Genomic DNA, 11,836 nt, shown 5'->3' with positions numbered 1-11,836 from the left:
CTGAGTATTTCAAGTTTCCTCCCTTGCATTTCCTTTTACGATAAGAATCCAATTTTGTCTGGTTTGATTTGTAAAAATTTTATCCGACCTATCGCTTTATCGTTCTCAATCTGTATAGATGTATAATTATCTTCTTTTAAAAGAAAAGTTTGGTTAAATCTTTTATTTTGCACTAAAGTTAATAATTCACCGAATCCAATTGATCTGGTTCTATTCTTTGGACATCCTTCATAATGTATTTTATAGGATGATTTCGGAGAAACTTAAATTATAACAGGCAAAAAGGAGTGACTTTCGACATATGAATACTACGGCTGTCATAAAAGATTCTTCCATCAATGTAAATGCCCCTCTAGCCACTTCTACCTTTAGTAGGATTCTTATAGATTATCTGCATACCTACTATCGCAATCCTGAAAGAGATCTTATTATCATGTGCATTGGCACAGATAGGTCAACAGGAGATTCCCTAGGTCCCTTGATTGGATATAAGCTGGATAAAAGCCTTCGGCGTTACAATAATGTTTTCATCCACGGCACCCTGGAGGATCCTGTCCATGCAAAGAACCTAAAGGACTCCATTGACTATGTTTACAACACCTACCAGGATCCCTTTGTGATTGCCATCGACGCCTGTCTGGGAAAACTGGAGAGAATCGGTTATGTAACAGTAGGGCATGGCCCTTTGAAGCCAGGTGCTGGCGTCAACAAAGAACTTCCTCCCGTAGGTGACTTGCATATTACCGGGATCGTTAATTTAGGTGGTTTTATGGAGTATATTATTCTACAGAATACGAGACTCAATTTAGTTATGAAAATGGCAGATACAGTTTCAGAAGCCTTTCAATATGCTTTATGGAAATTCTCCAAAAACACAGAAAAGGAACAGTCAGGATTTCATTAAATCCGGCTGTTCCTTTTTTATAAAAGCAATTAAAAAAGGGATTCGTAACTTCTTCTCTCTATAGCATATATGATGTCATCAATACCTTTCCCTTTTGCATTAATTACTAAGGCACCTCGATCCATGTCAATTACATTGTCAAAATTATTCAGGTAGCTTAAGCGGCTCCTGTCACTGTCGTATAGTATGGCATCTACATATCCATCAAAGTTTTCATGGACAACTTCATAACCTCTGGCTTCCAGCTCTTTTCCAACGTTTTCTAGACCACTCTGAATTGCTATGATTTTCGGCATCCATACCACCTCCTAGCAGTATTATGACTAGAAGGTTATATCTTTATACCTGAAATTTCCTTTATTTATACATGTTATTGGATTTTTTATTGTCTAAGAAAGTATAAATTTTAAGTAAGCTCAAATTAAGTAAGTACAATAGATGTAGAGATTGATGAAAGCTAAACAATAAAAAATAGGGGTTTACAAGGGGATGAAATCCCCTGCCGTACTAAGGAGGGTGCTTTTTTATATTTATTTATTTGGTACAATAACAGAAGTTCTATTTTCTATTATTTCTAAGACTGCCGGAGTTGTGCCACTGATATCTCCATCTGTATTTAAAATCATTGGATCTTTACTGCTAACCCTGATCTTTTTTCCTTTCAAGATTATCACTTCCGACTCCTGGATGTGATCTCCACTAAAAATCGTAGGCAGCAGCCGGAGCATCTTAAATTTTGACATAGGTTTGATCAGGCAAACTGTAAAATAACCATCATCGATTTTTGCCGAAGGCACCACCTTCATACCGCCTCCATAATATTTTCCATTTCCTACAGCAACCAAAGTTATTTTTCCCTTATATACCCAGTCATCTATAACAATCTCTACATCCTGTAGTCGGTACTGGAATAAAGTTTTGAAAAGCCCTGCCATGTAAGCCGTCGGACCCGGGATATATTTTTTCATTTCTTCTGTTTTTTTTACAATCTCCGCATCTAGCCCTATACTGGCTACATTGATAAAGTATCGGCCATTTACTTTGCCGCAGTCGATAGCAGTTATTTCACCGTTAAGAACCGTTTCTAATGCACTTTCTAGTTTTGGGGAAATCTTCATTGTCTTTACAAAATCATTTCCCGTTCCCGATGGAATCACACCTAGGGCTGCAGTGCCTCCTGCTAATCCATTGATGACTTCATAAACTGTCCCGTCTCCGCCAACAGCCACAATTTTTTCATAGGTGCCATCTGCAGCTTCTTTTGCAATATGTTCTGCTTCTCCTTTTAGCGTGGTGAACTTCATGGCATAGTCAATTCCTTTTTCTTTCAGGGTATTCTCAATATAAGCTGCAAATTCTAAGCTTTTTCCCTTTCCTGCTACCGGATTGACAATAAATAATATACTCATATCCCTTACTCTAGGAAATCATCTTTCCATATTCGTCCAATGTATTATTTTTTGCACGATCCAATGCCTGTATTTCTTCAGCAGATAGTGCATAGCTTGCCTTTCCTTTTTTCACAGGTTTTGCATACATAGCACTATTGCTTCTGCCATAGATGCTGGTAATAATAAATCCGTTATGCTGCTCATCTAGAAGCGCTATAGAAAAGCTTAAGTCTCCACCGGTATCATCAAAAGCATTGTATCGAATAATCCCTACTTTTTGAACACATTTTAAAAGTCTTTCGTCCATAACCTCTAACTTTTTATTCATCTGGTTCACACGAATATCTGCCTGATCTACTTTTTCATAATATTTATAAATGATTTCTTCCAGATTTTTGTTCTCTACACCACGAGCTAGATTCATACATTTCTTATCCAATTTGGAAAGCTTACTGCCTTGAATTAAAATCATCAGCAATGCTAAGATATTAAAAATCCCGCTGTACAGTAAAATAATCTCGCTGTACTCCTTAATAAAATCAAATACAATATTCATAAAGATTCCCCTCAATCCAACCAAATTTTATATCACTATCGAATCTATTATCTCATGGAAAGCAAAAAAAATAAATAGCATGTCGAAGGAATAAACATGCTATTTTTTGCTATTTTATAAATCTATACTTCCAACTCTTCTTTAATACGGGTTAATGCGTCCACTGCTTTATCTATATCTTCTCTAGTGTTAAAGTAACCTATACTAAAACGAATCGTACCCTGTTCAAAAGTTCCAATGGTTTTATGCGCCATCGGTGCGCAGTGCAAACCAGAGCGAACAGCAATATCAAATACCTGATCCAGTACATAACTTACTTCCGAAGAATCCTCCTCCCCAAGGTTGATAGAAATTACAGCAGCTTGCTTTCGATGATCCTTGGGTCCATAAATTCTTATTCCTTCAATTTTTTCCAGTTCTTTTAGAAAGTATTTCGTTAATTCCTCTTCGTGCGTTCGGATTTTTTCGATTCCTTCTTCCAGGATATATGCCACACCAGCACCTAGGCCCACAATTCCTGGCGTATTAGGTGTCCCGCTTTCATATCGGTCAGGCAGAATCTCCGGCTGTGTCAAAAATTCTGATTTACTGCCTGTGCCACCCTCTTTCATATGCTTTAATGTTATTCCCTCACGAATATAAAGGATTCCTGTTCCTTGAGGCCCCATCAAACCCTTATGTCCCGGAGCTGCCAACAAGTCAATATTCATTCTTTGAACATCAATGGGGTATATTCCTGCAGTCTGGGCAGCATCTACCAATAGCAGCACATTGCTCTGCTTTGCAATAGCCCCCACTTCTGCAATAGGCATTAAAGTACCAACAACATTTGAGGCATGGGTCATAGCGATTAGTTTTGTATTTGGTCTAAGGGCCGCCTCAATCTGTTTTGGATTTAAGCTCCCCGTAGTGTCGCACTGAACCACAGTGTTTTCTATTCCCAATTCTTCAAGAGCCATAATGGGCCGCATCATAGAATTATGCTCCATGCTGGTGGTAACTACGTGGTCTCCTGGCTTTAATAGCCCCTTCAGCGCCAAATTTAAAGAATCAGTAGCATTATGGGTAAAAATAATTTGCATAGGGTTATCAATATGAAACAACCGGCAAAGCAAGTCTCTTGTATTATAGATGCTTCTTCCCGACACAAGTGCCATCTTATGTCCTGATCTTCCTGGATTTGCATTGTACTCCCGCATGCATTGATCCATGGCTTGATAGACTGCTTCTGGTTTCGGGTAGGTAGTTGCTGCATTATCTAAATATATCATGACGTCACCTCTTTATATAAATCGATTCAGTTTTTCCTATCCACATATTATAGTATATGGTATCTCTATAATATTCGCGTAATGGAAATTTTTGTTTCACGTGAAACTTTTATTTGTTTCCATTGTTTTCATTATATCAAACATTTCTCTATACGTGACATACTCCCACCACCTACGCTAATGCTTAGAGGTGGGGGCTTCTTGGGACCTACCAGCCAACGCTGATATAATTACCAAGCTAACCCCGCTTGCCCAACGGTTTTTTATTTATTTTACTAAGCTATGCCAAGAATCCTACATCCTTCATTTTTTATGTTGATTGCTGCGTTGATATCTCTATGTATTATTTTACCACAGGCACATGTCCAAACCCTATCTGCAAGGGTCAATTGGTTATTTATTGTACCACAGAATCCACAAAGTTTACTTGATGGATTCCATTTGTCTATGACTACTTGTCTCCCTATTTATTTTTGTTCTAGTATAATTCTTCTTGTATAAAATCCGTATCGTTTATAAAACTTTAATGCTGCATCGTTTCCTTCTGCTACTCCTATAATTTTTGTTTTTACCTGCTTACTATCAAGCCATTCTAACGCTTTAACCATGAATTGGTCTCCTAAGCCAAACTTGCGATATTCCCTTTCTATATAAAGGGAATCGATCTCTCCTACTCCCTTCCCATTTACTGTACTAATACAATACCCTACATACAAACTTGTCTCTTTATCTTTCACCAGATCAATTTTTATATCTGAAATATCTTCACCTAAAAACTTACTCTTTCTTATGGTAAAAGTCTGCTGACTAAACTTCTCTGAAAAGTAGTTTGAATGCAGTTTGTGATGTTTGTTTAGCTTCTCCCACAAAGGTTGTACTAAATCAAGCAATTCTTTGCTCCCCTGTATGTATTCTAGATGCTCCATTTATATCCTCCCCTGTGCTTCTATGGGTGAAAAACGATAATTATTGCATAGTTTTGAGTTTTTGACGATAGTGAGAAAATCTTCATACTTTTTCACTCATTTAATTTTTTATTCTCTTTTTCTTATTTACATACCTATGTGTTAAAAAGTTAATTCCTATGAGCATCTCTTTTTAATATTTTTAGCCCCTTCAGATCACTCAAGAATTTTTTCAAAATTTATACTATCCTGCCATCTTCCATCTTGATAAATGTACTGGCTAGATCGGCCGCAAAATTGAAATCCGTTCTTAATCAGCACAATTTGCGAGCCAATATTTTCTGGAGATGTTCCTGCCTCAATCCGATGGAGTTTATGGATGATCAACGCTTTTTCCAAAACAAGATTTACAGCTTTCGTTGCATAACCTTTGCCATTATATGCCTTACCAACCCTATAGCCTAATTCAGCCTTATTAAAACAACCTCTCATAATTGAAACTAGATTTACCCTACCTAAAATGTTCTCCATAAGATCTTTTATTAGATACATATAAACAAATCCTTTTTCTTGTTCTTCAACCAGTTCTGCAATAATTTTTTTGAAATTTTCCCGTTCATAATAGCTATTTCCTCTTGAGGCAACCATGCTTTCAAAAAAAACTCTATTATACAGCTCAAATTTATAAAGCTTTTCTGTATCAACTTCCTGAAGCAGGCAAATACTAATTTCCCCCATACAAATCCCCCTAGGTCTTCATTTTCGATTCATAGAATATTGCTTGTCACGCTTGCCGCCCTTCGGAGGACACAGAAAATCCTCCCTTGCAAGCCTCAGCTAAGTTAATTTTTTCGAAAACGCTCTTAAAATCATCATTCTGACCGATCGTGAAGCATACTGTTGTTCTTAACCTTTTTCCATAATTTGTTTCACGGGAAACAAATTTAAAATTGCTATAAATCCAATCATTTACTGTTCTATCTGATATAATATTTTATTGTCTATCCAGCTTCTCATTAATCTCTCTTATTTGTACTTCTATCTGTTCTAATCGCTGTGCATTCATCTTCATTTGCTTTGGCAGTATAAAGATCAAGTAGAAAAAGATGTAGATGATTCCTATAAACAATACGGAATTAACTAATTGAAAAAATAGTGAAAATCCCAATAGATACACTCCCTTATTCATTATTTGTCTTGAAGCTTTTCCCCGTATATGCTCAATAAAACTTCTATCCTTGTTACCTTTTCTTGAATATCATTTAAGACACCTATAAACCATCCAACAAACATTACCAGTGTAAAAATCAATATATAAACGAATATTGACATTTTACTGCCTCCTAATCAGCACGTTCTTAATCTTTAGCGGTATAGCATCAAACAGTCCACTTCAGAATTTATTTAACTAAATTTATTTTTAAGGGCAAGCAGGAAGTAGGTGAGTACTGTAACGCTTATAAAATACAAAAGAATTTTGGGCGCTGCAACATTAAGGACATTCATTGATACGATAACCATAAGCAGCAGCATATTTATAATATATAATAGATTTTGCAGTTTCTTATTCATAAACACTTCTCCTTTATATTACCTGGGTGAGTTTATATACACGATTAAACGCCAAATTAAAAAAGCAGCTGTGAAACCGGGAAATTTGAGAGGAATAAACATATTTTACTTTTCACATTGATCTCTCCCATTTATTTAAAATTCTCATTTCTACCATATATGTATTGATTCACTATTATTGCATAAGCCCCCGCAAGGATTATTTTAAAAATCCATCCATATTTAAGAGCCATATAAAATTTAGTTTTCAGCATATCCCATACAGTAGCATCTGCAGCAAATTTAACTGATAAAAAAAATGTAGATAAAAACCCTATGATAACATAGGCTACAAGAAAGGTTGCAATAAAGCTAATAACTCTTTTCAATCAATCTCCTCCCTAAGGATTTTTCTCTTCCAAAAATAACTTAACCGGCTTGTATAACATCAGTAGTAAAATAAAAAGGAAGATTTTTAAAAAAATCTCCAGCAATAGCTGCCCTGTAATTTTTCCTGTAACAAATATAGCTGTGGGACCGTCAGCACCACCAATGATGCCAATGCTTGCTGCATGCCTTTCAGCATTAAAAAATTTTTCGAAAGATTGAAAGAATATCACGATCAACAGTGAAATCCCTATGTGGACTTTAAAATTCCACTTTATTTTTCTATTTTTCATACCTGCCCATCTCCTCCTGCAGGCCCTTACGAGCGCTTTATATAGACTTCTCCCAAGTATTTGCAATAAACTCAAACAGTTTCTCTGTAGCAATAACAGAAAATGGCAGCATAATAAAAACAGCCGCGAAGATCGTGACCCATTCTGCCCCCGATACCACTCCCCATAGCATATGGTCAATATAACGCCACAGTCTAAGTAGTAAGCACCAATGAATCATTGTATAGAGGATATAAATCACTTTTCCCATTTATACACCTACTTTAATCATTATTTCTACGATTCTCTGGAATATTCCTTTTTCCTGCACTATTTATTTAAGTTCATTGGGCAGATGTTTCCGCCGTAACCTCTGATCATTCGAGTACCTGTTCCCCAGTATAAACTAGAATAATATTCTAATTCTAAGATGCTGTTCATTATAAATATGTTCCTGTTTTTCACAATATTTTTAGTCAAAAAAATATAAAACCGCTCTTTTCAGCGGTTTTATACCATCATAACCCCTTCCAATGTAATTACAGCCTTACCTCCAACTTTTACAACCAGATCTTCTTTACTTCCTTCAAGCTTTACCAGAATTTTACTCGGTCGATCCATATAATAACCTTGCTCACAAAGTAGCGTATGCTCTCCGCTCCACGGAATGATATTATTTTGAATCAAGTATGCTCCCAGAGCACCATTAGATGTTCCTGTAGCAGCTTCCTCATTAATTCCAGCTGCTGGTGCAAAGTTTCTACAGGCAAGGTCTGAATCTTTCTCCTCTGTTTCCAATGAGAAAGCATGTACCCCCACAACTCCTAGACGATTGCTATAGGCAGCTAAAACATTCCAGTCTGGATCAATCTTCTTTAATGCATCAAGGTTTTTTATCGGCAAAATAATATCAGGAAGTCCAGTAGAAATCACCTGAGGAACTGCGTTCATTCCTCTCAAACCAATGTCTTCTTCTCCTAATTTCATAATTTCAGCTAACTCTCTTATGTTTTCTATCGAAAACGCAAAGCGAGGTTTTGTTTGTGTCATATAGATATGTGCTACCTCGTCCGCTTCAAAATAAATTTCAACAGGTAATATTCCTGCACCGGTTTTTTGTTTTACGATCTTAATTTTTTGATCTCCTTCGATATACCCCTTTTTGGCTAGTACAAAGAAAGCTCCTACAGTAGCATGACCACACAGATCTACTTCTTGAGTAGGAGTAAAAAAGCGAACTTGAAAATCTGCAAACCCATCCTCCTGTTTTGTTATAAAAGCAGTCTCAGAGACATTCATTTCTCTGGCGATCTGTTGCATTTGCCTATCAGTTAATCCCACAGCATCTGGAACCACCGCAGCCGGATTTCCGCCAAAGGGTATATCGGTAAAAGCGTCTACTTGATAGATAATTTTCTCCATTGGCATCACTCATTTCTCTTTATCTATTTATTAAGATGGTATAATTAGATAAATAATTACTCTTTTATCATAGTATAAAGATTTTTTTCTGTCCACCTCTTATAAATGGAAAAAGATTTAAGTTTCAAGGAAGTGCTGCACCTTTTTTCCTTTCTTAAAAAGAAAAAAAGGTTTCACGTGAAACAATGAAACCTTATACACGCTGAAACAAATCAATCAAACGCTCCAGCTCTTCGTCACTATAATATTCTATTTCAATTTTCCCTTTTTTCTTCCCTTTAACAATATTAACTTTTGTACCAAATAAACTCTTTAAGGAATCTTCTAAAGAAACTAAGTGATAATCTTTTACTTTTTGCGCTGGCTGCTCCTTTTTTATTTTTACAGTTAGTAAATTATCTACCAACACCTCTGTTTCTCGAACAGAAAGTTGATTTTCCATAACTTTCTGTGCAGTCTCCAATTGTAGATTCTTATCCGTTAGCCGCAGCAGCGCTCTTGCATGCCCGCTGGTAATCTCTTCATTGACTACCATTTGTTTGATTTTTTCACCTAGATTTAACAGCCTTAAGGTATTTGCAATGTGAGGTCTGCTTTTTCCCACTACCTGAGATAATTCTTCCTGTGTCAATCCATAAAACTCCATCAGCTGTTTATAGGCACTTGCCTCCTCAATAGCATTTAAATCTTCCCGCTGAAGATTTTCTATCAATGCAATTTCAAGACCTGTCCGCTGATCCATTTCTTTAATAATGCAAGGGATCTCTTTAAGGCCCGCTTCTCTAGAAGCTTTCCATCGGCGCTCCCCTGCAACAATCTCATAGCCTTGTTCGATAGGTCTTACAACGATGGGTTGAATCAATCCATGGGCTTTAATGGAATCCACTAATGTCTCCAGTTTATCCTTATCAAAATGCTTTCTCGGTTGATCCTTATTGGGCCGAATCTCTTGAATGGATACTTTATATGCATCACCCTTTGGTGGTATGTTAACTGCCAAAGGTTCTTTACTTGCTGGTATTAGAGCATTCAACCCCTTACCTAAACCACCCTTCACTTTGGCCAATTATATCACATCCTCTTCTAAATCTAAAAACTCTTCTGCCAGCTCCATATAAGCTTCTGCCCCCTTAGATTTGGGATCATATTCAATGATAGACATCCCATAGCTGGGTGCCTCTGCTAATCTTACATTTCTTGGGATGAGTGTTGTATAAACCTTTCCCCGGAAATATTTTTTCACCTCATCCACCACTTGAATCGATAGGTTGGTTCTTCCATCAAACATACTCAATACTACTCCCTGGACCATTAAATCCGGGTTTAAGTTGTTTCTTACCAATTCAATGGTATTCATCAACTGACTGACACCCTCCAAAGCATAATATTCGCACTGGATGGGAATCAATACACTGTCGACAGCGGTTAGGGCATTGATTGTCAGCAAACCAAGGGACGGTGGGCAATCCACAAAAATATAATCATATTTCTGCTTGATCTCCATAATAGCTTTTTTTAAAGTAGTTTCCCGTTCTTCCATTTCCGTCAGTTCGATTTCTGCTCCCGCCAGCTGTACACTAGATGGGATGATATATAAATTTTTACGATTGGCTTCTAGGATACACTTTTCTATACTTGCACTGCCGATAATCAAATCGTACATGGAATACTCAAGGCTATTCTTATCGATACCGAACCCACTGGTGGTGTTTCCCTGAGGATCAATATCTATTACCAATGTCTTCTTTCCCTTTGTTGCAAGACATGCACTAATATTCACATTGGTTGTTGTTTTTCCAACACCGCCTTTTTGATTAAATATGGCAATAACCTTTCCCAACCCAATCACCTCACAATTTCTTGGTATGTATAAATTTCGTTACAACCCATCTGATTCCTTCTTGAAAATTAAGGAACTCAAAAAATATTCAAATAATACATTGAAAACTTCTGAATATAATATAAAAGGTCTCTGTGTATATAAGGGGGAACAAACATATGTTAAGAATCATCATGACTGCTTTTTGGATGGTATTTCTCGCCGAACTAGGGGATAAAACACAACTTCAAACAATGCTTCTGGCTACGCAGTCAAAATCCAGATTGGGTGTATTCATTGGCGCATCTTTAGCACTTAGCCTAAGTGCACTTTTAGGCGTTGTGGCTGGAACCCATATTACAAAATATATTTCTCCCCATTATCTTCAGTTAGGCGCTGGTGTCGCGTTTATTATTATCGGCGTCCTCACATTATTGGGGAAAATTTAAAACTCAGGACCAATGGCCCTGAGTTTATTATGTTTTAGGAATTTTTACAACTACCTCTACATAGTCACCTTTATCCAACTGTTTATATTCTGCATTTAATCCAGTCTCTTTAATTGCATTAAAAGCGTTTTTTAAAGTGTTTAGATAAATTTTAAAGTTAAAAGCACTTTTTATGTTTTGTCTTCTTTCTGGCTCTTTAGGCTTTGAAAGCTTCTCTAAAGTTTCTGTAATCAATTTTTCTGTTTTCTTAACATTAAGATCCTTCTTAATAACCTGTTCTAAAATTTCCATCTGAAGTTTTTCATCGGGAAGCTTTAAAAGTGCCCTAGCGTGTCTTTCTGTTAATTTATGCTCTAAAAGCATGGACTTTATTTCAGGAATTAACTTTAATATTCTCAACTTGTTGGCTATTGTAGATTGGTTTTTTCCAACCTTCTCAGCAATTTCCTGTTGCGTAAAGCCATGGTCATGCAATAAATGAGCATAACCTTCAGCTTCTTCTATAAAATTCAAATCTTCTCTTTGTAGGTTTTCTATCAACGCTAAAATAGCTGAATCTTGATCATCAATATTCACTACAATTGCCGGTATCGTCTCCATATCCGCCAGCTTTGCAGCCCGTAGCCTTCTTTCTCCTGCCACTAACTCATAGCTGTCTTGACCGATTTTTCTTACGTTAATCGGTTGTAATATGCCATATACCTTAATGGACTCACATAATTCATCCAAGGCTGTTTTCGTAAAAACCTTTCTTGGTTGATAAGGATTGGGACGTATTGAACCCACAGGGATTTGCAAAACATTTCGTTCTTGTTCTCTGATCATATTATCTTCCCCTTTGATTTCACAAATACTCTCAATACTACTTATTATTTCGTCAAAAAAGCCCCACTTCCTTCTATCCGTTTG

19 protein-coding genes are annotated in these 11,836 nt (G+C 36.6%); 2 read left to right on the top strand and 17 right to left on the bottom strand.

Annotated features, from left to right (window positions below; genetic code table 11):
- The first annotated feature begins 301 nt into the window (after nucleotides 1–301).
- Complete coding sequence (gene yyaC, locus Gferi_RS13375; RefSeq protein WP_069977273.1) at nucleotides 302–904, top strand: spore protease YyaC; 603 nt, start codon at nucleotides 302–304, stop codon at nucleotides 902–904.
- Nucleotides 905–933: 29 nt separating this feature from the next.
- Here the strand turns inward: yyaC and Gferi_RS13370 are convergent, their stop codons facing one another.
- The 16 genes from Gferi_RS13370 to Gferi_RS13315 all read right to left on the bottom strand — a co-directional run bounded on the left by Gferi_RS13370 (nucleotide 934) and on the right by Gferi_RS13315 (nucleotide 10,499).
- Nucleotides 934–1,200, bottom strand: coding sequence for a YkuS family protein (locus Gferi_RS13370; RefSeq protein ID WP_069977271.1), 267 nt, complete (start codon nucleotides 1,198–1,200; stop codon nucleotides 934–936).
- Nucleotides 1,201–1,434: 234 nt separating this feature from the next.
- Nucleotides 1,435–2,313 (bottom strand): diacylglycerol/lipid kinase family protein, encoded by an 879-nt coding sequence (locus tag Gferi_RS13365; protein ID WP_069977269.1) that lies wholly within the window; start codon nucleotides 2,311–2,313, stop codon nucleotides 1,435–1,437.
- Between the two features lie 10 nt (nucleotides 2,314–2,323).
- The gene (locus Gferi_RS13360) at nucleotides 2,324–2,851 is read right to left on the bottom strand and encodes a DUF4446 family protein (RefSeq protein WP_069977267.1); all 528 of its coding nucleotides are present in this window, start codon (nucleotides 2,849–2,851) and stop codon (nucleotides 2,324–2,326) included.
- Nucleotides 2,852–2,973: 122 nt separating this feature from the next.
- Nucleotides 2,974–4,122 (bottom strand): aminotransferase class V-fold PLP-dependent enzyme, encoded by a 1,149-nt coding sequence (locus Gferi_RS13355; RefSeq protein ID WP_069977265.1) that lies wholly within the window; start codon nucleotides 4,120–4,122, stop codon nucleotides 2,974–2,976.
- Nucleotides 4,123–4,397: 275 nt separating this feature from the next.
- A complete protein-coding gene (locus Gferi_RS29285; protein WP_236932763.1) occupies nucleotides 4,398–4,523 on the bottom strand; it encodes a zinc ribbon domain-containing protein in 126 nt (41 codons plus the stop codon).
- A 66-nt stretch (nucleotides 4,524–4,589) separates the two neighbouring features.
- Nucleotides 4,590–5,048, bottom strand: a complete 459-nt coding sequence (locus Gferi_RS13350) for a GNAT family N-acetyltransferase (protein WP_069977263.1) — start codon at nucleotides 5,046–5,048, stop codon at nucleotides 4,590–4,592.
- Nucleotides 5,049–5,243: 195 nt separating this feature from the next.
- A complete protein-coding gene (locus tag Gferi_RS13345) occupies nucleotides 5,244–5,765 on the bottom strand; it encodes a GNAT family N-acetyltransferase (RefSeq protein ID WP_069977261.1) in 522 nt (173 codons plus the stop codon).
- 256 nt (nucleotides 5,766–6,021) lie between these two features.
- Nucleotides 6,022–6,195, bottom strand: a complete 174-nt coding sequence (locus Gferi_RS28145) for a hypothetical protein (RefSeq protein ID WP_156782392.1) — start codon at nucleotides 6,193–6,195, stop codon at nucleotides 6,022–6,024.
- Between the two features lie 20 nt (nucleotides 6,196–6,215).
- The gene (locus Gferi_RS28140) at nucleotides 6,216–6,359 is read right to left on the bottom strand and encodes a hypothetical protein (protein WP_156782391.1); all 144 of its coding nucleotides are present in this window, start codon (nucleotides 6,357–6,359) and stop codon (nucleotides 6,216–6,218) included.
- A gap of 72 nt (nucleotides 6,360–6,431) precedes the next feature.
- Nucleotides 6,432–6,599: a hypothetical protein gene (locus Gferi_RS28135; protein WP_156782390.1), complete on the bottom strand. Its 168-nt coding sequence runs from the start codon at nucleotides 6,597–6,599 to the stop codon at nucleotides 6,432–6,434.
- Nucleotides 6,600–6,730: 131 nt separating this feature from the next.
- Nucleotides 6,731–6,967: a hypothetical protein gene (locus tag Gferi_RS13340; RefSeq protein ID WP_069977259.1), complete on the bottom strand. Its 237-nt coding sequence runs from the start codon at nucleotides 6,965–6,967 to the stop codon at nucleotides 6,731–6,733.
- Between the two features lie 12 nt (nucleotides 6,968–6,979).
- The gene (locus tag Gferi_RS13335; protein ID WP_069977258.1) at nucleotides 6,980–7,258 is read right to left on the bottom strand and encodes a sodium ion-translocating decarboxylase subunit beta; all 279 of its coding nucleotides are present in this window, start codon (nucleotides 7,256–7,258) and stop codon (nucleotides 6,980–6,982) included.
- Nucleotides 7,259–7,295: 37 nt separating this feature from the next.
- On the bottom strand, nucleotides 7,296–7,508 hold the full coding sequence (locus Gferi_RS13330) for a hypothetical protein (protein ID WP_069977257.1): 213 nt from the start codon (nucleotides 7,506–7,508) through the stop codon (nucleotides 7,296–7,298).
- A gap of 239 nt (nucleotides 7,509–7,747) precedes the next feature.
- Nucleotides 7,748–8,659 (bottom strand): PhzF family phenazine biosynthesis protein, encoded by a 912-nt coding sequence (locus Gferi_RS13325; protein WP_069981419.1) that lies wholly within the window; start codon nucleotides 8,657–8,659, stop codon nucleotides 7,748–7,750.
- Between the two features lie 193 nt (nucleotides 8,660–8,852).
- Entirely contained in the window at nucleotides 8,853–9,716 is an 864-nt protein-coding gene (locus tag Gferi_RS13320; RefSeq protein ID WP_069981418.1) for a ParB/RepB/Spo0J family partition protein, read from the bottom strand.
- A gap of 9 nt (nucleotides 9,717–9,725) precedes the next feature.
- Nucleotides 9,726–10,499, bottom strand: coding sequence for a ParA family protein (locus Gferi_RS13315; protein WP_069977256.1), 774 nt, complete (start codon nucleotides 10,497–10,499; stop codon nucleotides 9,726–9,728).
- Nucleotides 10,500–10,657: 158 nt separating this feature from the next.
- On the opposite strand from Gferi_RS13315, the gene Gferi_RS13310 reads away from it, so the two are divergent.
- On the top strand, nucleotides 10,658–10,927 hold the full coding sequence (locus Gferi_RS13310) for a TMEM165/GDT1 family protein (protein ID WP_069977250.1): 270 nt from the start codon (nucleotides 10,658–10,660) through the stop codon (nucleotides 10,925–10,927).
- 27 nt (nucleotides 10,928–10,954) lie between these two features.
- Here Gferi_RS13310 and noc read toward each other — a convergent pair whose 3' ends face one another.
- On the bottom strand, nucleotides 10,955–11,752 hold the full coding sequence (gene noc / locus Gferi_RS13305) for a nucleoid occlusion protein (RefSeq protein WP_069977243.1): 798 nt from the start codon (nucleotides 11,750–11,752) through the stop codon (nucleotides 10,955–10,957).
- Nucleotides 11,753–11,836 lie beyond the last annotated feature (84 nt).

The organism is Geosporobacter ferrireducens (assembly GCF_001750685.1).
Taxonomy (GTDB): domain Bacteria; phylum Bacillota; class Clostridia; order Peptostreptococcales; family Thermotaleaceae; genus Geosporobacter; species Geosporobacter ferrireducens.
The sequence above is the reverse complement of the archived record's forward strand: the minus strand, read 5'-3'. Positions and strand labels throughout refer to the sequence as shown.

Bases quoted from the DNA above. Each gene is read 5' to 3' on its own strand.
- Gferi_RS13325 (WP_069981419.1), bottom strand. From the start codon at position 8,659: ATGGAGAAAATTATCTATCAAGTAGACGCTTTTACCGATATACCCTTT.
- Gferi_RS28140 (WP_156782391.1), bottom strand. From the start codon at position 6,359: ATGTCAATATTCGTTTATATATTGATTTTTACACTGGTAATGTTTGTT.
- Gferi_RS13370 (WP_069977271.1), bottom strand. From the start codon at position 1,200: ATGCCGAAAATCATAGCAATTCAGAGTGGTCTAGAAAACGTTGGAAAA.
- Gferi_RS13360 (WP_069977267.1), bottom strand. From the start codon at position 2,851: ATGAATATTGTATTTGATTTTATTAAGGAGTACAGCGAGATTATTTTA.
- yyaC (WP_069977273.1), top strand. From the start codon at position 302: ATGAATACTACGGCTGTCATAAAAGATTCTTCCATCAATGTAAATGCC.
- Gferi_RS13310 (WP_069977250.1), top strand. From the start codon at position 10,658: ATGTTAAGAATCATCATGACTGCTTTTTGGATGGTATTTCTCGCCGAA.
- Gferi_RS13345 (WP_069977261.1), bottom strand. From the start codon at position 5,765: ATGGGGGAAATTAGTATTTGCCTGCTTCAGGAAGTTGATACAGAAAAG.
- Gferi_RS13350 (WP_069977263.1), bottom strand. From the start codon at position 5,048: ATGGAGCATCTAGAATACATACAGGGGAGCAAAGAATTGCTTGATTTA.
- Gferi_RS13365 (WP_069977269.1), bottom strand. From the start codon at position 2,313: ATGAGTATATTATTTATTGTCAATCCGGTAGCAGGAAAGGGAAAAAGC.
- Gferi_RS13330 (WP_069977257.1), bottom strand. From the start codon at position 7,508: ATGGGAAAAGTGATTTATATCCTCTATACAATGATTCATTGGTGCTTA.
- Gferi_RS13335 (WP_069977258.1), bottom strand. From the start codon at position 7,258: ATGAAAAATAGAAAAATAAAGTGGAATTTTAAAGTCCACATAGGGATT.
- Gferi_RS28135 (WP_156782390.1), bottom strand. From the start codon at position 6,599: ATGAATAAGAAACTGCAAAATCTATTATATATTATAAATATGCTGCTG.
- Gferi_RS13355 (WP_069977265.1), bottom strand. From the start codon at position 4,122: ATGATATATTTAGATAATGCAGCAACTACCTACCCGAAACCAGAAGCA.
- noc (WP_069977243.1), bottom strand. From the start codon at position 11,752: ATGATCAGAGAACAAGAACGAAATGTTTTGCAAATCCCTGTGGGTTCA.